This window comes from Microbacterium sp. SORGH_AS_0969 (assembly GCF_030818255.1).
In the GTDB taxonomy this organism is placed as follows: Bacteria; Actinomycetota; Actinomycetes; order Actinomycetales; family Microbacteriaceae; genus Microbacterium.
This window is the reverse complement of sequence record NZ_JAUTAG010000001.1, coordinates 2,482,068-2,501,825: the sequence shown is the minus strand read 5'-3', so window position 1 is coordinate 2,501,825 and position 19,758 is coordinate 2,482,068. Positions and strand designations below refer to the sequence as shown.

Genomic DNA, 19,758 nt, shown 5'->3' with positions numbered 1-19,758 from the left:
ACACGCGCCGTCGACGCCCACGCACCAGGGGTGCCGCGGGAACGGGGGCGAGATCAGATGCGACCGAAGGTGACCCCGGAGGTGACCGACAGCGTCTGACGGGCGATCTCGAGCTCCTCGTTCGTGGGGACCACGAGCACCTCCACGCGCGAGGCGTCGGTCGAGATCCGACGGATGCCGCGCTCGCGCGTCGCGTTGCGTTCGGGGTCGATCTCGACGCCGGCGAAGCCGAGGGTCGCCATGGCCTCCTCGCGCACGCGGATCGAGTTCTCTCCCACCCCGGCGGTGAAGGAGATCACATCGACGCCGTCGAGCTGGGCGAGATACGCCCCCGCGTAGGCGCGGAGACGGTGGATGTAGACGTCGAAGGCGAGCTGCGCCGCCGGGTCTCCGGCATCCCGTCGCTCACCGATGTCGCGCATGTCGCTGACACCGGCGAGGCCCAGGAGGCCGGAGCGCTTGTTCAGAAGCGTGTCGAGGTCGGCGATCGACATGTCGGCGCGACGCGCGAGCTGGAACAGCACGGCCGGGTCGAGGTCGCCGGAGCGCGTACCCATGACGAGCCCCTCGAGCGGCGTGAGGCCCATCGACGTGTCGACCGAACGGCCGCCCTCGATGGCGGTGACCGAGGCGCCGTTCCCGAGGTGGAAGACGATCTGCTTGAGCTCGCCGAGCGGGCGGCCGACGAAGGCCGCGGCGGCCTCGCTGACGAACTTGTGGCTCGTGCCGTGGAAGCCGTAACGGCGGATGCGGTGGGCCTCGGCGATCTCGCGATCGATCGCGTAGGTGTAGGCCTCGGGAGCGAGCGACTGGTGGAACGCGGTGTCGAAGACGGCGACGTGCGGCACGTCGGGGAAAGCCTTCTTCGCCGCGACGATGCCGGCGAGGTTCGCCGGGTTGTGCAGGGGCGCGAGCACCGAGAGCTCGTCGATGTTGATCTCGACGAGCGGCGTCACGACGGTGGGCTCGAAGAACCGCGCTCCGCCGTGGACGACCCGGTGGCCGACCGCGACGGGCGGATGCTCGTCGAGCGAGGGCCCGTGCGCGGCGAACGCGTCGAGCATGACGGCGAAGCCCGCGGTGTGGTCGGGGATCTCCCGTTCGATCGTGTGCGTGGCATCCGTGACCGCGGGCGCCTCGTCGCCGGGTGCGAGGGCGGCCGCCTCGACGGTGTGTTTCGCTGTTCCCCCGGTCCCTGAGCCTGTCGAAGGGTCGCCGATGCGCTCGACGAGGCCCGAAGCGAGCACTCGCTCGTGTCGCATGTCGAGCAGCTGGTACTTGAACGACGACGACCCGCTGTTGACGACGAGCACCACGCTCACTTGCTGCTCCCCTGGGCCTGGATCGCGGTGATCGCGATGGTGTTAACGATGTCGTCGACGAGCGCGCCGCGCGACAGGTCGTTGATGGGCTTGTTGAGGCCCTGGAGCACCGGCCCGATCGCGACGGCGCCGGCCGAGCGCTGCACGGCCTTGTACGTGTTGTTGCCGGTGTTGAGATCCGGGAAGACGAAGACCGTCGCGCGGCCCGCGACCTCGGAGCCGGGCATCTTGGCCTGGGCTACGGCCGCGTCGGCCGCGGCGTCGTACTGAATCGGTCCCTCGACGAGGAGCTCCGGCGCACGCTCGCGCACGAGAGCGGTGGCGGCACGCACTTTCTCGACGTCGGCACCCGTGCCCGACTCCCCCGTCGAGTACGAGAGCATCGCGACGCGCGGCTCGATGCCGAACTGCTCGGCGGTCGCCGCCGACGACACGGCGATGTCGGCCAGCTGCTCACTGGTCGGATCGGGGATGACCGCGCAGTCGCCGTAGACGAGCACGCGGTCGGCGAGGGCCATCAGGAACACGCTCGAGACGACCGAGACGCCCGGGGCCGTCTTGATGATCTCGAAGGCGGGGCGGATGGTGTGGGCCGTCGTGTGGGCGGCGCCCGAGACCATGCCGTCGGCGAGGCCCATGTGAACCATGAGGGTGCCGAAGTACGACACGTCCGTGACGGTGTCGGCGGCCTGGGCGTACGTGACGCCCTTGTGCGCACGGAGCCGGGCGTACTCGGTCGCGAACTTGTCGACGTGCACGGCATCGAAGGGGCTGAGCACCTCGGCGTCGCGGATGTCGATGCCGAGCTCGATCGCGCGCCCGCGGACCTCGATCGGCTCGCCGAGGATCGTGAGGTCGGCGATGCCGCGCGAGAGCACCGTGGCCGCCGCCCGGAGCACACGGTCGTCGGTGCCCTCGGGCAGGACGATGCGGCGCTTGTCGGTGCGGGCCCGGTCGACGAGGCCGTACTCGAACATCAGCGGGGTGACGACGCTGGGTCGGGCGACGCCGAGCTCTCGCGTCAGCAGCGCGGTGTCGACGTGACGCTCGAACATCGCCAGCGCGGTGTCGTAGCGACGCTGCGAGTCGGCGGCCAGGCGTCCGCGCGTGTTCATGATGCGGACGGCCGTGTCGTAGGTGCCGAGGTCGGTCGCGATGATCGGCAGCGGCGAGCCGAGACCGTCGATGAGGCGCACGATCGGATCCGGCAGCTCGAACCCGCCGTTGAGCACGATGCCCGCGAGCGAGGGGAAGGTTCCCGAGGCGTTGGCGAGGAGCGTCGCGAGAAGGACCTCGCTGCGATCGGCGGGGATGACGATGACGGCCGATTCTTTGAGCCGCGGAAGGACGTTGACCATCGACATCCCGGCCACGACCACCCCGAGCACCTCACGGGTGAGCAGCTCGGGGTCTCCCTTGATGAGCTCGCCCTCGACCGAGCGCAGAACACCGCGCATCGAGGGGGCGATGAGGAAGCGGTCTTCGGGGAGAGCCCACACCGGCACGGGTCGACGCTCGGCCGACGGGGTGACGGGAAGGGTGTCGATGACCTGACGAACGGATGCCACGACCCCGTCGAGCTGGTCGGGATCGGCGCGATTCACGATCACGGCGAAGACCTCGGCCCGCTCGTGCAGGAGCTCGGCGACCGCGAGCGACGCGATCTGACCGACCTCGTGCGGGGTGCGCGCCACCGACAGGCCGAGCGTCTCGCCCTGTCCCTGCTGGGCACGGCCGCCGAGGACGAGGAGCACCGGGGCGCCGAGGTTGGCCGCGATCCGCGCGTTGTAGGCGAGCTCGGCGGGGCTGCCGACGTCGGTGTAGTCGCTGCCTATGACGACCACGGCGTCGCACTGCGCCTCGACCGCCTTGTAACGCTCGACGATGCGACCGAGGGCCGCGTCGGCGTCGTCGCGGACGTCGTCGTAGGTCACGCCGACACAGTCGTCGTAGTCGAGCTCGACCCCGTCATGATCGAGCAGCATCTCGAGCACGTAGTCGCGCTCGGCGGTCGATCGCGCGATCGGGCGGAACACCCCCACGCGCGGAGTGACGCGACTGAGGGCGTCGAGGACACCCAGAGCCACGGTGGATTTGCCCGAGTGCCCCTCGGCCGACGTGATGTAGATGCTCTGCGTCACGTGTTCCAGCCTATTGCGGGCCCCCGACATCGCTCCGGGGTTGCTTCGGCGTCGAGGCATACCGCACGTGCGCACCCGCGGCCTCGAGGTCGGCCGCTAGCGGAGTGGCGGGGTCGAGATCGGCGACGATTCCCGTCACCCCGTCGAGCGGAAGGATGCCGAAGCGCGAGGCCGCACCCAGCTTCTCCTCGCTCGCGAGGACGAACGTCTCGGCGGCCCGCTCGGCGAGCACGCGCTTCATCGCCGCCTCATCGGCATTCCCCGTCGTGAACCCCGCCGCGGGGTGCACACCCGTCACCCCCAGGAAGAAGATGTCGGCGCTGATCCTCTGGGCGGCCTCGACCGCCGCGGAACCGCACGCGACCGCCGAGTGCTTGAACACCCTGCCGCCGATCACGACGACATCGGCGTCGTGGTGCAGGAGGGCGGCGGCGATCGTCGGCGAATGCGTGATCACGGTGCCGGCGAACGAGCGGGGCAGCGCCTCCACGAGCGCCAACGTTGTCGTTCCGCCGTCGAGGAGCACCGTGGCACCGGGTTCGATGAGCTCGACCGCGGCCGCGGCGACGCGGGCCTTGCTCGATCGCGCCACCCTCCCCCGCGCGTCGTAGTCGGCGACCGCCGGCGAGGCCGGGAGAGCCCCGCCGTAGACGCGGACGGCGAGGCCGGCGGCATCCAGTTCTCGGAGGTCGCGACGGATGCTGTCTTCGGAAAGCCCGAGTTCGAGGGCGACGTCTTTCACGACGAGGCGTCCGTCGCGACGGAGCCGCTCGAGCAGGGCGTCTTTTCGGGAGGCTGCGAGCATCACGCTTCATATTCTTGCACGTTCCTGCACTATTGTTCCGAATCATGGATGACGCGCTTCCCGGCACCACCGTGCCCGACCACCGCGGTCGCACCGGCCTGCACCTCACCGGCCGCGACCTCGACCGCAATCCCCGCGTCGAGGTGACCGACGTCGAGCTCCTCGCCGCCGGATGGCACGTGCTGCGCGCGACGACCTTCCGGTACCGCGGCGACGACGGCGAGTGGCTCACGCAGAAGCGCGAGACGTACGACCGCGGCAACGGCGCGACGATCCTGCTCTACGACCCCACGCGGCGGACCGTGCTGCTCACGCGGCAGTTCCGCTACCCCGTGTACGTCAACGACCACCCCGACGGCATGCTCATCGAGACCGCAGCGGGTCTGCTCGACGACGACGATCCGCTCACCGCGATCCGTCGCGAGGCCGAGGAGGAGACGGGTGTCCGCGTCGAAGAGGTGGAGCACGTCTTCGACGTCTACATGAGCCCCGGCTCGGTCACCGAGCGCCTGCACTTCTTCGCCGCGGCGTACGACGGTTCGACGCGCGTGGGCGATCGGGGCGGCCTCGAAGAGGAGGGCGAGGAGATCGAGATCCTCGAGTACGGCATCGACGAGGCGCTCCAGCGAATCGGCAACGGCGAGATCCAGGATGCCAAGACGATCATGCTGCTGCAGTGGGCGGTGCTCGACGGGCCGTTCGCCCGGCGCTGAGCCGAGACAGCAATTCCGGGCAAAGAAAAGACTCTCCGCGCACCCGGTAGAGCCTGGTTACCCTTGCTACGTTTCCGTCCTGGGGGAGTTGGCCTGGATGCCGCCACGCGGAGAGCCGTGAACAGCTTACCCGATCCGCGTCACACCATCAGCGGGGCCAGGGCGTCGGCCGCCGGGCGCAGCGCCGAGAGCACATCCCCGGGCTCGTCGACGCGATGCCGCGGACCCGAGAAAGCCACGGCTCCCGCGGCCAGTCCGCTCGCGTCGACGATCGGAACCGCGAGGCAGCCGGCGGTGGCGATCAGCTCGCCGCTCTGGCGTGTCGCACCCCAGCGAGCGAGATCGTCGCGGGCGCGGTCGAGTTCGGGAGTCCCCGCGTCGCCCTGCGACAGCAGCATGAGCCGACCGAGCGCGTAGCGGGCGGGTTCGCGCGCGAGGCGCGCCTCGTCCGAGAGGGGGAAGTCCGGGTCGGCATCCACGACCGCGATCCGCCCGTCGACGAAGAGCGCTACGTGCACTCCCCCGCGCAGGGTCGAACGCGCCTCGGCGAGCACCGCTCGGGCAGCGGACGACAGCCGCGCGGGCGGAGCCACGACCGCCGCGAGCTGGGCGACCTTCGCGCCGAGCGCGAATCCCGCGAGGTCAGGGGTGCGCACGAGGTACTCGTCCTCCACCAGCAGATTCACGAGGCGATACGTCGTCGCGCGCGGCAGACCGAGTTCGGCCGAGAGGCGCTGGGCGCTGACACCGGCGCCGAGCTGAGCGACGGCCTCGAGCACGGCGAGCGCGGAGTGCACGGCACCGGGCTGACGCGCGGCGAGCGCCGGCTGCTCACGCATCGTCGGGATGCCGCGGCGAGACCACTCCCCCGAGCACCTGCGCCGCGACAGGCTCGTCGTAGACCCCGAGCGCACCGGACCCGTGTCGTCGACGGAGGAGCGTGATGACGACCGCGCACACGGCCGTCAGCCCCGCGACGATCACCACGATCGCACCGCCGGACGAGAGGTCGTCGACGAAGAAGGACACGAGGGCGGCGGCGAGCGCGAGCGCCGAGACGCCGGCGACCACCGTGGAACCGACCGTCGACTCGCCGATACGACGGAGGAAGAAGGGCGCCGCCACGCACACGAGGATGTACGCCACGATGTAGCCCGCGGCACCGAGCCCGATCGTCACGTGCATCGCATCGCGCGTGTCGATCCCCGCGGCGACCACCACGACCGGCAGCGCGGTGATGAGCGGCAACGCCGCGGCCACCGCCGTCGCGGGAGTTCCGAAGCGCGGATGAGTGCGACCGATCGCGGCCGGGAGGACGGCGTCGCGGCTCAGAGCGAAGAGCACGCGTACGAGCGCGGTGGTCGTGCCGATCGCGCACGCCAGGAAGGATGCCGCGATGCCGAGGTCGGCGACGACACCCCAGCCGCCGAGGCCGTACGCTTCGGCGAGCTCGTTGACCGGTGAGGCGCTGGTGGCGAGATCGGCGCCCAGCGCGTCGAAACCCGCGACCTGGGTCACGGCGGCGAGGACGTAGAGGAGCCCCGACAGCACCACGGTGCCGGTGATCGCGCGGGGGACGTTGCGCAGCGGCGAGACCGACTCGACGCTCAAGGTGGCCGCGGACTCGAACCCGACGAAGGCCGTCAGCGCGATCACGGCGGCTGCCGCGAACGCGGTCGGGTCGAGCTGGGCCCCGCCGATCCCCGCGATCGCCGTCAGGTCGAGCGGGCCGATCTTCACCAGGAGCGCGATGAGAAGGACCACGATCAGCGCGACCGACAGCGTCTCGACGACGAGCGCCGCGCGGGCGGAGATCCGGATGCCGCGGACGAGCACGAACGCGACGAGAACGCCTTGCCCCACGACGAAGAGCGCGGTCACGAGCGCTCGATCGATCGACGGCCAGAGTCCCGCGACCAGGTAGGTGGCGTAGTACGCGCCGCCGAGCAATGCGAACATGGCCACCGCACCGTACCCCGTGAGGATCGCCGCGCCCGCGGCGAGACCCGCGCGCGTGCCGAGACCGCGCGCGGTGTACGTGTAGAGGGCTCCCGTGGCGGCGAAGCGGCGCGCGAACTGCGAGACCGTGCGCGCGACCCCGAGGCTCAGGATCGCGGCGGCCACGATCGCGGTGACCGTCGCCCCCGGCGCGAAGCCCGCAACGAGCAGCACGACCGTCGTGGCCGCCGCCGCCGGCGCGACCGCCGCGACCGACTGCGCCGCGAGATCGACGATGCCGATACGGCGCCGGTCGAGTCCGTGCAGCGGGGAACGGTCGCCGAAACCGGCGACGGGATCGGGGCGCGCGATGGCGCGGGCGAGTGCAGTCACGTGGTCTCCGTCGGGTGCTGACGACCGTACGCGCCGGGCGTTGCACCCGGACGAACCGCATGTTTCGTGCTCGTGACCTTCGAATGAGACCGGGGGCGTCGGGCGTCTCAATCCGTCGTGCCACACCTTCACGGGGGCAACACGGACAGGCAACGACGGCGGAGGAACCTCGACACACGAACGCTCCACCTCACCCGACATCCCGGAGGAATCGATATGACCCAGCTCGAATCGAAGGGGGTGGCGGCGTCAGCCAAGCGGACGCTGCAGGGCTCCCTCGGTGTCACGGCGATCGTGTTCATGGTGGTCGCCGCCGCCTCACCGCTCACCGTCGTCGGCGGCGCCGCACCGCTCGGCATCCTGATCGGAAACGGGGCGGGCTTCCCGACCCTGTACGCGGTCAGCGCCGTCATCCTCCTGCTGTTCGCCGTGGGCCTGGCCGCGATGACGCGCCATGTCCCGAAGCCCGGCGCCTTCTTCACGTACATCGGCTACGGCCTCGGCCGCCCCTCGGGCCTGGCCGCGGCGTGGACGGCGATGCTCACGTACACGACGATCCAGGTCTCGGTCTACGGCTACATCGGCTACCTGCTCGAGATCACCGTCGTCTCGCTCGGGGGTCCCGACCTCGCGTGGTGGCTGTACGCGCTCGCGGTGGTGGGGCTCGTCGGCATCCTGGGCTATCGGCACATCGACCTGTCGAGCAAGGTGCTCGGCGTTCTTCTCGTGGCCGAGGTCGCCATCGTGCTCGCGCTCGTCGCGGCCGTGGTGTTCAACGGCGGCCCCGAGGGCCTGAGCGCGGCACCGTTCGAGCCGGCGAACGTCTTCAGCGGCTCGCCCGGTGTCGGGCTCATGTTCGCCATCGCGGCGTTCATCGGGTTCGAGGCGACGGCGATCTTCCGCGACGAAGCACGCGATCCCGACCGGACGATCCCCCGCGCCACGTACGGCGCCGTGATCGGTATCGGTATCTTCTACACCCTCGCGTCCTGGGGCCTGGTGATGGCCTGGGGTCCCGGCGGGATCATGGAGGCCGCAGCCGATCCCGGCACCCTCATGCTCCGCACCGTCGCGATCTACCTCGGCACCGTCGGCGAGATCATCGTCAACGTCCTGCTGCTGACCTCGATGTTCGCGTGCGTGCTGTCGTTCCACAACGTGCTCACCCGCTACCAGCACGCCATGGCCGGCGCCGGGGTGCTGCCCGACCGTATCGGTGGCGTGCACGCGCGCCACCTCTCGCCGCACGTGTCGTCGATCGTGCAGACGGCGACGGCCGCGGTTCTCACGGCGGTCTTCGCGGTGCTGAACCTCGACCCGCTGCTGCAGGTGTTCACGTGGTTCGCCGGTGTCGCCACCCTCGCCATCGCGGTGCTGATGGCCGCGACCTCCGTCGCCGTGATCGTGTACTTCGCCCGGACCCGCGCCGACCGGCGCGTATGGAACACGATCGTCGCCCCCGCGCTCGGCTTCGTGGGGCTCGCGGTGTCGGCCGTGATCATCGTCGTCTACTTCCCGATCATGGTCGGCGACGTGGACGGTGACGGAAACCCCGTCTTCGGCGCGGTCACCTGGTTCCTTCTGGCGCTGGTGGTGGTCTTCCCCGTCCTCGGCTACGCCCAGGCCGCCTGGATCCGCCGTCGCCGCCCCGCCGCCTACGCCAAGCTCACCGACACCATCGCGGGATGACCGGATGCCGCGGCCCGGCGCCGCGGCATCCTTCCCGCTCCTTTCCCTCCCCGCCCCATCCGAGAGAGACACCATGACCCTCACCGACCCGACGTCCACCGCCTTCACCGCTCCTCCGGCTCCGGCCCACCCGCTGGCATCGCTCTCCCCCGCCGAGATCACGACGGTCCACGCGATCGTCTCGGGCCTCGACGGGCTCGACGAGGCGACCCGCTTCGCCTACGTCGGCCTCGAGGAAGCGCCGAAGGGAGAGGTTCTCGCGTGGGAGCGCGGCGAGGCCGCCTTCCCCGAGCGCCGCGCCCGGGTGCAGTTGCTGAACCTGCGCACCGCCCACTCACTCGACCTCGTCGTCTCGCTCGCCACCGGGGAGGTTCTGCGTCACACCGAGCTCGACGGCTCCGACGGGCAGCTGCCGATCCTCGACGCCGAGTTCGAGGAGGTCGGACTCATCGCGAACGAGAGCGCCGAGTGGGTCGCCGCCCTCGCCGCCCGCGGTCTCACGACCGCCGACGTCGTGCTCGTGCCGCTCTCAGCCGGCCACTACGGCTATGAGAACGAGGTCGGGCGCCGCGTGCTGCGCACCTTCGCGTTCCGTCAGGACCACCCCGCCGACCACCCGTGGGCGCACCCCGTCGACGGCCTCACCGCCTACATCGACGTCGCCGACCGCCGGATCATCGAGATCGTCGACACCCCCGGCTTCACGGTGCCCGAGACGCACGGCAACTTCGACGATCCCGAGCTGCAGGGCCCGCCCCTCGAGGGGCTCAAGCCCATCGTGATCACCCAGCCCGAGGGCGCGAGCTTCACCGTCGACGAGGAGCACGTGACGTGGGGCGAATGGGACCTGCGCATCGGCTTCGACACCCGCGAGGGGCTCATCCTGCGTCAGCTCTCGTTCGCCGGGCGCCCCGTGATGTACCGCGGCTCGATCAGCGAGATGGTCGTGCCCTACGCCGACCCCGCGCCCAACCGGTTCTGGCAGAACTACTTCGACACCGGCGAGTACCTCTTCGGCCGGTACACGAACGAGCTCGAGCTCGGTTGCGACTGCGTCGGCGACATCACCTACGTCGACGCCGTGCTGTCGGACGAGAACGGGATGCCGCGCACCATCCGCAACGCCGTGTGCATGCACGAGGAGGACTTCGGCACCCTCTGGAAGCACACCGACATCTTCACCGGCGCCAGCGAGGTGCGCCGCTCACGGCGGCTGGTCATCTCGTTCTTCACCACCGTCGGCAACTACGACTACGGCTTCTACTGGTACCTGTACCTCGACGGCACGATCGAGTGCGAGGCGAAGCTCACCGGCATCCTGTTCACCTCCGCCTACCCGGGCGAGGGCTACCCGTACGCCTCGGAGGTCGCGCCGGGCCTCGGGGCGCCGTACCATCAGCACCTGTTCTCGGCGCGGCTCGACATGACCGTCGACGGGGTCGCGAACGTCGTGAACGAGATCGACGCGGTGCGCGTGCCCATCTCGGCCGAGAACCCCGCCGGGAACGCCTTCACGAAGAAGGTGACGCCGATCACGTCGGAGAAGGTGTCGGGCCGCGTCGCCGACGGCGCCGTGAACCGCGTGTGGCAGATCGCCTCGACCGAGAAGACGACGGAGCGCGGACAGGCGACGTCGTACATGCTGTTCCCGACCGAGACTCCGGTGCTGCTGGCCGATGACGCCTCTTCGATCGCCGCGCGCGCGGCGTTCGCCACGAAGAACCTGTTCGTGACGAAGTACGACCCCGATGAGCGATACGCCGCGGGCGACTTCGTCAATCAGCACCCGGGTGGTGCCGGCATCCCGGCCTTCATCGCGGGCGACGAACCGCTCGTCGGCGAAGACGTGGTGCTCTGGCACACATTCGGACTCACGCACTTCCCGCGCAACGAGGACTGGCCCGTCATGCCGATGGACTACGCGAAGTTCACACTGAAGCCGTACAACTTCTTCGAGCGCAATCCCGTCCTGAACGTCCCCGCGCCGGCGAACACGCATTGCGCGCCGACGGCGCATGCCGACGGGCACGGCCACGGCCCGCACGCGGATGAGGCGGTCGGCGCGCACGGTCATGACCACAGCACGCACGGTCACGACGGGCACGGCGACGCGCACCACTGTTGAACCGATGAGCGAGATCCTCCACGCCTGGGCGGTCGCCCCCGCCGCGGTCGGCGCCTGCTGTCTGGCAGCCGATCGCGCGCGGGTGCGGCCGCCCGAGGTCGCGGCATCCGTGCTGATGCTGCTCGCGATGCTGGATGCCGCGGTGTTCGGCGTGATCGCGCCGGTGTGGTGGACGGTTCTGCTGCTGACGGCGGCCCTCGGGCTCGGGGCCTGGCGTCGCCCGCGGCAACGCCGGGTGCCACGCGTCCCCGCCGTCATGACGCTGCACACGACGCTCGGAATGATCGTGATGGCCGGCCTGCAGCTGGCGATGGGCGGGCACGCGACCTCATCCGGCCATGCTCACGGGCTCTCCTTGCCCCCCGTGCTCGTGGGCGCAGCGGCCGTCTACGCCGTGCTGTCGCTCGAGGCCATGCGACGGATGCCGGCGCGGCTCGACCGTGCGCAGATCGGGGCCATGGCGGCATCCGTCATCCTCATGGGCGTTGCAGCGATGTAGGCAGGTCCCCGCCCCCTCCGCCCGGTCTCAGTCCCGTGGGCGTGACGTCCCGTGCAGGTCCAGGACCCAGATCAGCAGGAGGAGAAGAAATGGGCCTCGCTGCGTCGGCAGCGAGGCCCATCGATGTGTTGGGAGTCGTGATCAGCGCGACGATCGCGACGGTGAGTCGCTCGGCGGCTTCGGAAACTGGTTGGCCGGACGGACGGTCGGCTCGACACGGTTGTTCACAGGCTGCTGCGCATGCTCGATCGTCTGTCCACGCATCGTCGTATAGTGCGCGTTACCCGAGTAATTCGTCATGGCATCCTCCATTGACTGTGTGGGACGAATTTAGCACCCGGAGTCTGGAGATGACACGTGCCCACAGATCTCGTCGGCGTCGCGTTCTACGTCCTCCTCATTCTCCCGGGCGTCATGTTCGCGATCAGTCGCGAACGACACCGCCCCCGCATCAAGCAGTCCGCTTTCCGAGAGACCGCCACGGCCATCTTCGTCAGCACCGCAATCGCGGCATCATTCGGCTTCACCGTCGCGATCGCTTCGTTGCTGTCACCGCCTGTTCATTCCGAAGTCGTTCGTTTCCTCGAAGATCCCGCGCTGTACGCCCGCGAACGCTTCGAGGGGTTCGTCATCTTCGGTTTCGTTCTTCTGAGTGTGGCGACCTGGGCTGCCTGGTGGTTGGGGAGCAAGCGAGCCGATGACCTCATCTTCGCCCGCCGCGCGGAAGACCCCAACCGAGACTCCTGGGGCTATGTCTTCACCAGGAAACCCGAGGCGCGTAACTTCGCAGGGGTCCGCCTGAAGGAGGGCACCTGGGTCCAGGGGTTCGTCGACACGTACGGCAACGTCGGTGAAGAGGGTATGCCGAAAGCACTCACTCTGGTCGGCGCCATCGGCATTCGCCCTCCTGGGGGAGAGCTCGAAGCCTACGAAGGCGAAGTGCTCGTGCTCAAAGACGCCGAGATCTTGTACATGACGGTGACGTACATGGACGGGGAACCGGCCCCCGTTGCGGACGCGGCGCGAACGACCCCACGGCAATCCATCCGTATCGGAGTCGTCGCATTGCTTGTGCTGATGATCGTCCTTCTGGTCGCATTCCACGCGAACGGCTGAGAGCAGCCTCTCCCCCTCGGGGAGGTCATGACGACGAAGCGGCCGGGGTGCGATGCACCCCGGCCGCGTGTCAGTCGGATGTCAGCGCGACAACCGCACCGTGACGAGCTGGAACGGACGCAGCTCGAGATCCACGACGCCGCCCTGCACAGCGGTCACCGCTGCGGCATCCACGTCACGCTCCAGCAGGTCGGTCTCGCTCACGCGGGCGACGTAGAACCCGGCCTCGAGGCGCGCGTGCACCCGCTGACCGAGCGCCTCGTACAGGCGCACGACGACGTCTCCCGAGCCGTCCTGCGCGAGCTTGATCGCCTCGACGACCACGCCCGGCTGATCGATCGTCACCAGCGGGGCGACCGATTCCTCGGCGGCATCCGTCACCACCCGCGCGGGCAGGTTCGTCCGGTAGCCCTCGGCCACGGCATCCACGACCTCGGCCTCGACGACGATGCCCACCTCAAGGTGGTGCACACCCTGGTCCTGGCCCGGGTCGGGGAACATCGCCGAGCGGATGATCGACAGACGCACGAGCGAGTACGTGCCGCCGGCCTCGCGCTCGTGGCGCGTGATGTCGTGACCGTACGTCGAGTCGTTCGTCACCGCGACGCCGAAGCCGGGCTCGGCGACCCGCACCCAGCGGTGCGCGGCGGTCTCGAAGCGGGCCGAGTCCCCCGACGTGTTCGTGTGGGTCGGGCGCACGATGTGTCCGAACTGGATCTCGGATGCCGCGCGGTCGGTGTGCACGTCCACGGGGACCCCGAGCTTGAGCAGCTTCTGCTGCTCGTGCCAGTCCACGTCGAGCGAGAGGCGTGCCCCGCCTCGGCGAGAACGGCGAAACGCGAGCGGGGCTCGAGCTTCAACAGGGTGCGAGGCTTGCCGGGACCCGAGATGACCTTGCCCGCCTCGACGATCAGCCCCTCGTCGGCGAGGCGTCGCGTGACGTTGCTGAGGGTCTGGGCGCTGAGTCCGGTGCGCGCCGACAGCTCCACGCGGCTCAGCCCCTCCGGTGCACGGCGGATGAGGTCGAGCACGAGGGTCTGGTTGTACTCGCCGACCGCCGGCAGGTTCGCCCCCGTCCGCATCGCTTCCCACTCTCGCTCGCCGGCCCGCGTCGCAGACCCCCGCTCAGCGTACGCCCGCGTAGAAGCCGTGCCCCGCCGCGTCGTCGTCCGTCAGGCGCCGAGCGCGAGCGCCGCTGCGCCCAGCAGGGGCCCGTCGCCGTCCAGGCCCGAGCCGACGATGCGACAGCGTCGCGCGTAGGCGTGCACCGCCGCGGCCTCCACCGCCACGCGCACCTGATCGACGTAGTCGTCGGCGACCTGCGAGAACCCGCCCGCGATCGCGACCGCTTCGAGGTCGCACAGCGTCGCCGCCGCGGCGATGGCCTGGCCGACCGCGGTCGCCGAGCGCGACACGGCGGCGCGGGCGATCTCGTCGCCGGCACGGTACGACGCCGCCAGGTCGAGTCCGGTGGCACCCTCCCAGCCCTGCGTGCGCGCCCACGCGACGGTTCCGGGACCGGCGGCCACGGCTTCGAGAGTGGATGCCACGGCGTCACCGTCGTGGATCGTGCGCACGAACGTCTGCCCGAGGTGACCCGCGTTGCCGCTCGCCCCGCCCATCGGACGCCCGTCCAGGACGAATCCTCCGCCGACCCCCGTGGAGACGACGATCGCCATCGCGTTCCGGCATCCGCGCAGAGATCCCCGCCAGTGCTCGGCGAGCGCGATGCACGTGCCGTCGAGGGCGAGCGTGATCGGACCGTCGATCAGACCGCTCAGCACCTCGTCGATCGGGAGACCGGCGGCCTGGGGCAGGTTGAGCGGCGAGACCGAGCGCGACGGGAGGTCGACCGGTCCGGCGCTGCCGACGCCGATCGCGCCGACACGCAGACCGGGGACCGCAGCCAGCGCCCCCTCCGCCGCTTCGCGGACGTTGCGTGCGATGGCCTTGCGGTCGTTCTCGCGCCCGGTGGGCCGGCGCGTCACGCTCTCTCGCACCACCTCGCCGGCGACCGACACGACGGCAGCGTCGACCTTCGTCCCGCCGATGTCGACGGCGAGAACGTGGGTGTACGCGGGCAGGGACGGGGTGGCATCGGACATGCGCGCTCCTCGGGTGAACGAATGCTCCCCGATCCTAGGGGCCGGTGCATCCGCCGAGTGACGCCTGTGCACCGCGCCCCGGACGGCCCCGAGCCCCGCGGCGCAGGTTACGATCAGGTCACGGCGGCAACGGCTGCCGCCGCCCATCGACACGAGGGATGCCATGGACGAGACGGCCACGCCCGAGGCGGCATCGCGACTCCGCCGCACCGAGACCGCCCGCCCGGGAAGTGACGAGCCGCTCACCGCGGAGTCCTTCGCCCGGCTGACCGATCAGATCACGGCATCCGTCTCGAACGTCATCGACGGCAAGCCGGAGGCCGTCCAGAGCGCTCTGATCGCGCTCCTGGCCGAGGGGCACCTGCTCATCGAGGACGTCCCCGGGGTGGGCAAGACCATGCTCGCCCGCGCGCTGGCCGCGACGGTCGACGCCGACGTGCGACGCATCCAGTTCACGCCCGACCTCCTCCCGGGAGACATCACGGGCGTCTCGGTTTTCAACCCGGTCACGCGGCAATTCGAGTTCACGCCTGGCGCGGTGTTCGCCAACATCGTCATTGCCGACGAGATCAACCGCTCCTCCCCCAAGACGCAATCGTCGCTGCTCGAGGCGATGGAGGAGCGCCAGGTGACGATCGACGGGCGGACGCACGTGCTGCCCTCCCCGTTCCTCGTCGTGGCGACGCAGAACCCCTTCGAGATGGAGGGCACCTACGCCCTCCCCGAGGCTCAGCGCGACCGCTTCCTCCTGCGCATCTCGATGGGCTACCCCGATGCCGCCGCCGAAGCGCTCATGCTGCGCCAGCGCGACTCGGTGAACCCCTTGGACGGGATCGTGCCCGTCGTGACCGCGCGGCAGGTCACCGCGATGATCGCCTGGGCCCGTGGGGTGCACGTCGCCCCCGCGCTCGAGGAGTACGTCGTGGCGCTGGCTCAGGCGACGCGGAGCCACCCCGACATCCGCCTGGGTGCGAGCCCGCGGGCCACGCTGCAGCTGGTCCGTGCGGCCAAGGTCCGGGCGGCGCTCGACGGGCGCGCCTACGTCATCCCCGACGACCTGACGTCGCTGCTCAACCCGGTGTTCGGTCACCGCCTCATCGCGAACCGCTCCGCCGCGGGCGGCCGCGCGGGAGCGGTCGTGGTGTCCGAGGCGCTCGACCGCATCGCCGCGAGCGTGCGCGTCCCGCTCGCCGCCCGAGCGTGAGGACCCGATGAGACGCCGGTGGCCGCTGACCCTCCGGGGCAGCGGTGCCGCGGTGCTCGCGGTCGCCTCCCTCGTCATCGCGCAGCGGGCCGGCATCCCCGAACTGATGTACTTCGGCGTGCTCATGGCCGCGCTGCTGGCCGCGGCCGCCGTCACCCTCCTGATCGCGCGGCGCACCGACCGCGTCACGCGGACCGTCCGCCCCGACGTGATCGACGTGGGATCGCGCACCGACGTCGTCGTGCGCGTCGGCCTGCAGACGGCCCTGCCGACCGCTCCCGGCCGATGGGCCGACGCCCTTCCCGCGGGGGTGAGCGGGAACGCGCGGGGTCTGTTCCCGGCGACGGCGTCATCGCTCGGCCGCGACACCGTCCCCGTCGAGCTCCGTTACGAGATCGTCGGCCGCGAGCGGGGCGTTCATGCGCTGGGACCCCTCGAGGTCGTCACGACCGACCCGTTCGGCCTCGTCCGTCGCCGATTCAAGCTCGGGCGGCCCTCCCCGATCACGGTCGCCCCCGCGATCGTCGACCTTCCGCCGCTTCCCCCGACCGGGGGCGAGGCGGGCGGTACCCGGCAGTCCTCTGCGCTGCAGCTCGGGGAGGGCGTCGACAACCTGGTCGCCCGTCCCTACGCCCCGGGCGACTCGATGCGGCGCATCCACTGGCGCGCGACCGCGCATCGCGACACCCTCATGGTGCGCCAGGAGGAACAGGAGTCCAGCCCCGCGGCGACCGTCGTGCTCGATCGTGCCCCGTCGCGGTGGTCCGCCGCGGCCGGCGAGGCGCCGAGCGCCGACATCGCTTTCGAGACCGCGGTCTCGGCGTGCGTGTCGGCGGTCGCACGCCTGGTGCACGAGGGGTACACGGTCGACGTCGTCGACAGCGACGGCGAGCTCCTGGCCGAGCCCGTCGACGGCGGAGAAGAGGGAGAGGCGCGCGCGCTCGCGGCGTCGTTCGCCGGCCTGACCGCGCGCGTCGACGGTTCGTCCGCGCGCGTGATTCCCGCGTCTGCCGCGGTCATGATGGGACCGGTCGTGGTCGTCACGTCCGACCCCTCGCGTGACCCCGCGCTGGTTCCCGGCGCCTTCGCGCAGCGCTCGGCGCTGCCGATCATGGTCGTGGTCGCGCCCCAGCCCGACCTCGACGCTCCCCTCGCCGCGGGGTGGCGCGTGGCATCCGTCCGTCCCGGCGGCGACATCGCCGCGGCGTGGGCCGACGCGACCGAGAGGGGACTCGCCGATGTCGGCCGGTGACGTGACGGAGCTGCGCACCCCGCGCCGCCGCCGCGATGCGTCACTTCTGACCCTCGGACTGTTCGCGGCGATCGCCGCCGCGATGCTCCCGGTGTTCTCGGTCATGGCGCCGGGCTCGTGGACCGTGCAGGCCGGGTTCCTCGCGGCGGCGATCCTCGGGGCCGGTCTGATCGCGCGGCTGTGCGCGCTGCCGGCGCTCGTCGCGACGGTGATCGAGCTCGGCATCTGGATCTTCGCGCTCACGGCCCTGTTCGGGCGTGCCACCGCGGTGCTGTGGGTCATCCCGAGCTCCGCGACTGTGGGCACCGTGCCCGGTCTCGTCTCTGCGGCATCGGAAGAGATCCGCACCGGTGTCGCCCCGGTCGCTCCGGGCGTGGGACTCGCGTTCGTGCTGGTCGCGGCGATCGGCGCCCTCGCCATCGTCCTCGACCACGTCGTGCTCACGGCCCGGATGCCGCTGCTCGCCGCCGTGGGTCTCGTCGCGGTCTCGCTCATCCCGACCATCGCGATCCCCGCAGATGTCGACGTGCCCGGATTCGTGCTGCTGGCCCTGGCGCTCCTCTTCCTCCTCCGCGTCGACACACGTTCGCGGCACGGCGGGAGTCGCGCGCGCGGACGCGGCGCCTCTGCCACCGCCCTCGGCATCGCGGCGGTCGCGGTGCTCGTCGCCGTCGTCGCGACGCCCCTCCTCCCCCAACCGGCCCTGCGCTTCGCCTCCGGCGGGACGGGCGGATACGGAACGACGATCAACCCCAACCTCGAGCTCGGCAACGACCTGCGCCAGCCGCGCGACGTCGACGTGCTCACGCTGCAGACGGACGCACCCACACCGCCCTACCTGCGCGCGGTGACGCTCTCGAGCTTCGACGGCTCGGTGTGGCAGCCCGACCGCGCCGACACCGTGAACGTCCCCGACGACGGCCCGGTGTTCGCGGCCCCGGAGATCGACCCTGACATCGCGGTCGCGCAGTACACGACCGACATCTCGGTCGGCGAGCTCGACAGCCCGTGGCTCCCCGTCCCCTCCCCCGCGACGACCGTGACGGGTCTGCAGGGCGACTGGCTCGGGATGCCGGACAACCGCACGATCGTGTCGCGCGCGGGCTCGTCGCGCGACCAGGACTACGAGGTGCAGACGATCGCGCCGCGACCGACCCTCGAGCAGATCCGCGCGCGTCCCGTCGGAGGATCGGAGCTGGGCGATGCGGTGCGCGCCCTGCCCGCCGACGTCCCCGCCATCATCGGCGACACCGCCCGTGAGATCACGGCGGGCGCGTCGTCGCCGTACGACGCCCTGATCGACCTGCAGACCTGGTTCCGCAGCAGCGCGTTCCGGTACTCGCTCGACGCCCCGGTCGAGGCGGGCTTCGACGGGGCGGGACTGGATGCCGTGGCCGACTTCCTCCAGGCGCGCACCGGATACTGCGTTCACTACGCCTCGGCCTTCGCCGTGATGGCCCGAACGCTCGACATGCCCTCACGCATCGTCGTGGGCTACCTGCCCGGCACGATGTCCAGCTCGGGCATCGGGCAGGAGCGGTCCACGTTCACCGTCACCTCGAGCCAGCTGCACGCGTGGCCCGAGGTGTATTTCCAGGGCATCGGCTGGGTGCCGTTCGAGCCCACCAACAGCCTCGGCGTCCCCACGAACTTCGCCTCCGGCAGCACGGGCAGCACGACCACCACCCCCAACGCTCCGCAGCAGTCGCAGAGCGCGGCACCGGGCAGCCAACCCACGACCGCCCCCTCGCTCGGAAACCAGGACGGCCCCGGACTGTCGAGCGGAAGCACCGCGGGCGCGACGCGGGCGATCGGTCCGGGTCTGCTGATCGCCGCGGGCATCGCGGTGCTGCTCCTGATTCTCGCGGTTCCCGCGGTGGTTCGATCTCTGCGACGCCGTTCGCGTCTCACCGCGGCACGGGCGGGAGACCCCGTGGCCGCGTGGGCGGCGGTGCAGGACGACGCGGTGGATCTCGGCATCCCGGTCCCGGGCGGTGAGTCGCCGCGGAGGTTCGCCGAGCGTCTGGTGCGGGACCACGGCGCCGATCCCGACGGTGTCGACCTCCTGCGCGCGGCGGTCGAGCGCGTCAGCTACGCCGAGAACGCGCTGGATGCCACCGCCGGACCGCTCCTCGCCGACGCCGCCGCGCGGGTCGGCGCGAGCCTGAGCGCCCAGGTCGCGGGGCCGCGCCGCGTGCTCGCGCGGGTCCTTCCGCGTTCGCTCGTCGTGCGACCGGGGACGGCGGCTGCCGAAGAGCGTGAGCGGGTCGGCGCGTAGCGGGTTCGAGCCCCCGGACGTCTCGCGCCCCGCGCGGAACGAACGCGAGAGCCCCGCCCGAACTTGCGTTCGGACGGGGCTCCTCGTGGCGGAAGTGACAGGATTTGAACCTGCGAGGCGAGTTACCCCGCCTACATGGATTCCAGCCATGCTCCTTAGGCCGCTCGGACACACTTCC

The 19,758-nt window shown here is 70.9% G+C and carries 16 protein-coding genes, 1 tRNA gene, 1 other RNA gene and 2 pseudogenes; 8 read left to right on the top strand and 12 right to left on the bottom strand.

Going from position 1 to position 19,758, the window contains the following annotated elements:
- Positions 1-53: 53 nt before the first annotated feature.
- Genes QE388_RS11680 through QE388_RS11670 form a run of 3 tightly spaced genes read right to left on the bottom strand, consistent with a single transcriptional unit; the run spans position 54 to position 4,268 of the window.
- The gene (locus tag QE388_RS11680; RefSeq protein WP_307385474.1) at positions 54-1,322 is read right to left on the bottom strand and encodes an acetate/propionate family kinase; all 1,269 of its coding nucleotides are present in this window, start codon (positions 1,320-1,322) and stop codon (positions 54-56) included.
- A complete protein-coding gene (gene pta, locus QE388_RS11675; RefSeq protein ID WP_307385472.1) occupies positions 1,319-3,463 on the bottom strand; it encodes a phosphate acetyltransferase in 2,145 nt (714 codons plus the stop codon). Before pta ends, QE388_RS11680 begins: the two co-directional genes overlap by 4 nt.
- A 10-nt stretch (positions 3,464-3,473) precedes the next feature.
- Entirely contained in the window at positions 3,474-4,268 is a 795-nt protein-coding gene (locus tag QE388_RS11670; protein WP_307387120.1) for a DeoR/GlpR family DNA-binding transcription regulator, read from the bottom strand.
- Between the two features lie 44 nt (positions 4,269-4,312).
- Here QE388_RS11670 and QE388_RS11665 point away from each other — a divergent pair, with 44 nt between their 5' ends.
- On the top strand, positions 4,313-4,981 hold the full coding sequence (locus QE388_RS11665; RefSeq protein ID WP_307385470.1) for an NUDIX domain-containing protein: 669 nt from the start codon (positions 4,313-4,315) through the stop codon (positions 4,979-4,981).
- 23 nt (positions 4,982-5,004) lie between these two features.
- On the opposite strand, the gene ffs is transcribed toward QE388_RS11665, so the two are convergent.
- The 3 genes from ffs to QE388_RS11650 form a co-directional block, all read right to left on the bottom strand.
- Positions 5,005-5,101: signal recognition particle sRNA small type (ffs, locus tag QE388_RS11660), an RNA gene on the bottom strand.
- A gap of 20 nt (positions 5,102-5,121) precedes the next feature.
- The gene (locus QE388_RS11655) at positions 5,122-5,820 is read right to left on the bottom strand and encodes a helix-turn-helix domain-containing protein (protein WP_275799510.1); all 699 of its coding nucleotides are present in this window, start codon (positions 5,818-5,820) and stop codon (positions 5,122-5,124) included.
- The gene (locus QE388_RS11650; RefSeq protein WP_307385467.1) at positions 5,813-7,312 is read right to left on the bottom strand and encodes an APC family permease; all 1,500 of its coding nucleotides are present in this window, start codon (positions 7,310-7,312) and stop codon (positions 5,813-5,815) included. The genes QE388_RS11655 and QE388_RS11650 overlap by 8 nt, the downstream gene beginning before the upstream one ends.
- Before the next feature lie 216 nt (positions 7,313-7,528).
- Here QE388_RS11650 and QE388_RS11645 point away from each other — a divergent pair, with 216 nt between their 5' ends.
- From QE388_RS11645 to QE388_RS11635, 3 genes are all read left to right on the top strand, one after another.
- Positions 7,529-9,001 (top strand): APC family permease, encoded by a 1,473-nt coding sequence (locus QE388_RS11645; RefSeq protein ID WP_307385465.1) that lies wholly within the window; start codon positions 7,529-7,531, stop codon positions 8,999-9,001.
- Between the two features lie 73 nt (positions 9,002-9,074).
- The gene (locus QE388_RS11640) at positions 9,075-11,126 is read left to right on the top strand and encodes a primary-amine oxidase (RefSeq protein WP_307385463.1); all 2,052 of its coding nucleotides are present in this window, start codon (positions 9,075-9,077) and stop codon (positions 11,124-11,126) included.
- 4 nt (positions 11,127-11,130) lie between these two features.
- Positions 11,131-11,625, top strand: coding sequence for a hypothetical protein (locus tag QE388_RS11635; RefSeq protein ID WP_307385461.1), 495 nt, complete (start codon positions 11,131-11,133; stop codon positions 11,623-11,625).
- Positions 11,626-11,766: 141 nt separating this feature from the next.
- On the opposite strand, the gene QE388_RS11630 is transcribed toward QE388_RS11635, so the two are convergent.
- Positions 11,767-11,925 (bottom strand): hypothetical protein, encoded by a 159-nt coding sequence (locus tag QE388_RS11630; protein WP_307385460.1) that lies wholly within the window; start codon positions 11,923-11,925, stop codon positions 11,767-11,769.
- A gap of 57 nt (positions 11,926-11,982) precedes the next feature.
- Between QE388_RS11630 and QE388_RS11625 the strand changes: the two genes are divergently transcribed.
- A complete protein-coding gene (locus tag QE388_RS11625; protein ID WP_307385459.1) occupies positions 11,983-12,741 on the top strand; it encodes a DUF6338 family protein in 759 nt (252 codons plus the stop codon).
- Between the two features lie 81 nt (positions 12,742-12,822).
- Here the strand turns inward: QE388_RS11625 and QE388_RS11620 are convergent, their stop codons facing one another.
- From QE388_RS11620 to QE388_RS11605, 4 genes and pseudogenes are all read right to left on the bottom strand, one after another.
- Positions 12,823-13,242: a glycosyl hydrolase-related protein gene (locus tag QE388_RS11620; RefSeq protein ID WP_307387118.1), complete on the bottom strand. Its 420-nt coding sequence runs from the start codon at positions 13,240-13,242 to the stop codon at positions 12,823-12,825.
- Positions 13,240-13,539 (bottom strand): annotated as a pseudogene (locus tag QE388_RS11615) (glycoside hydrolase family 38 C-terminal domain-containing protein); the annotation flags it as partial. The pseudogene QE388_RS11615 and the gene QE388_RS11620, both read right to left, overlap by 3 nt.
- Positions 13,540-13,658: 119 nt before the next feature.
- A pseudogene (locus QE388_RS18570) lies at positions 13,659-13,835 on the bottom strand (MarR family transcriptional regulator); the annotation flags it as partial.
- Between the two features lie 78 nt (positions 13,836-13,913).
- Positions 13,914-14,846, bottom strand: a complete 933-nt coding sequence (locus tag QE388_RS11605; protein ID WP_307385457.1) for an ROK family protein — start codon at positions 14,844-14,846, stop codon at positions 13,914-13,916.
- Between the two features lie 163 nt (positions 14,847-15,009).
- On the opposite strand from QE388_RS11605, the gene QE388_RS11600 reads away from it, so the two are divergent.
- The 3 genes from QE388_RS11600 to QE388_RS11590 are packed head-to-tail and all read left to right on the top strand — an operon-like array spanning position 15,010 to position 19,580.
- The gene (locus QE388_RS11600) at positions 15,010-16,050 is read left to right on the top strand and encodes a MoxR family ATPase (RefSeq protein WP_193752676.1); all 1,041 of its coding nucleotides are present in this window, start codon (positions 15,010-15,012) and stop codon (positions 16,048-16,050) included.
- Positions 16,051-16,057: 7 nt separating this feature from the next.
- Positions 16,058-17,302, top strand: a complete 1,245-nt coding sequence (locus QE388_RS11595; protein WP_307385455.1) for a DUF58 domain-containing protein — start codon at positions 16,058-16,060, stop codon at positions 17,300-17,302.
- Positions 17,289-19,580 carry a DUF3488 and transglutaminase-like domain-containing protein gene (locus tag QE388_RS11590; protein WP_307385453.1) on the top strand — a complete coding sequence of 764 codons (2,292 nt, stop codon included), beginning with the start codon at positions 17,289-17,291 and terminating at the stop codon, positions 19,578-19,580. The genes QE388_RS11595 and QE388_RS11590 overlap by 14 nt, the downstream gene beginning before the upstream one ends.
- A gap of 86 nt (positions 19,581-19,666) precedes the next feature.
- On the opposite strand, the gene QE388_RS11585 is transcribed toward QE388_RS11590, so the two are convergent.
- Positions 19,667-19,758 (bottom strand) — tRNA-Ser (locus QE388_RS11585).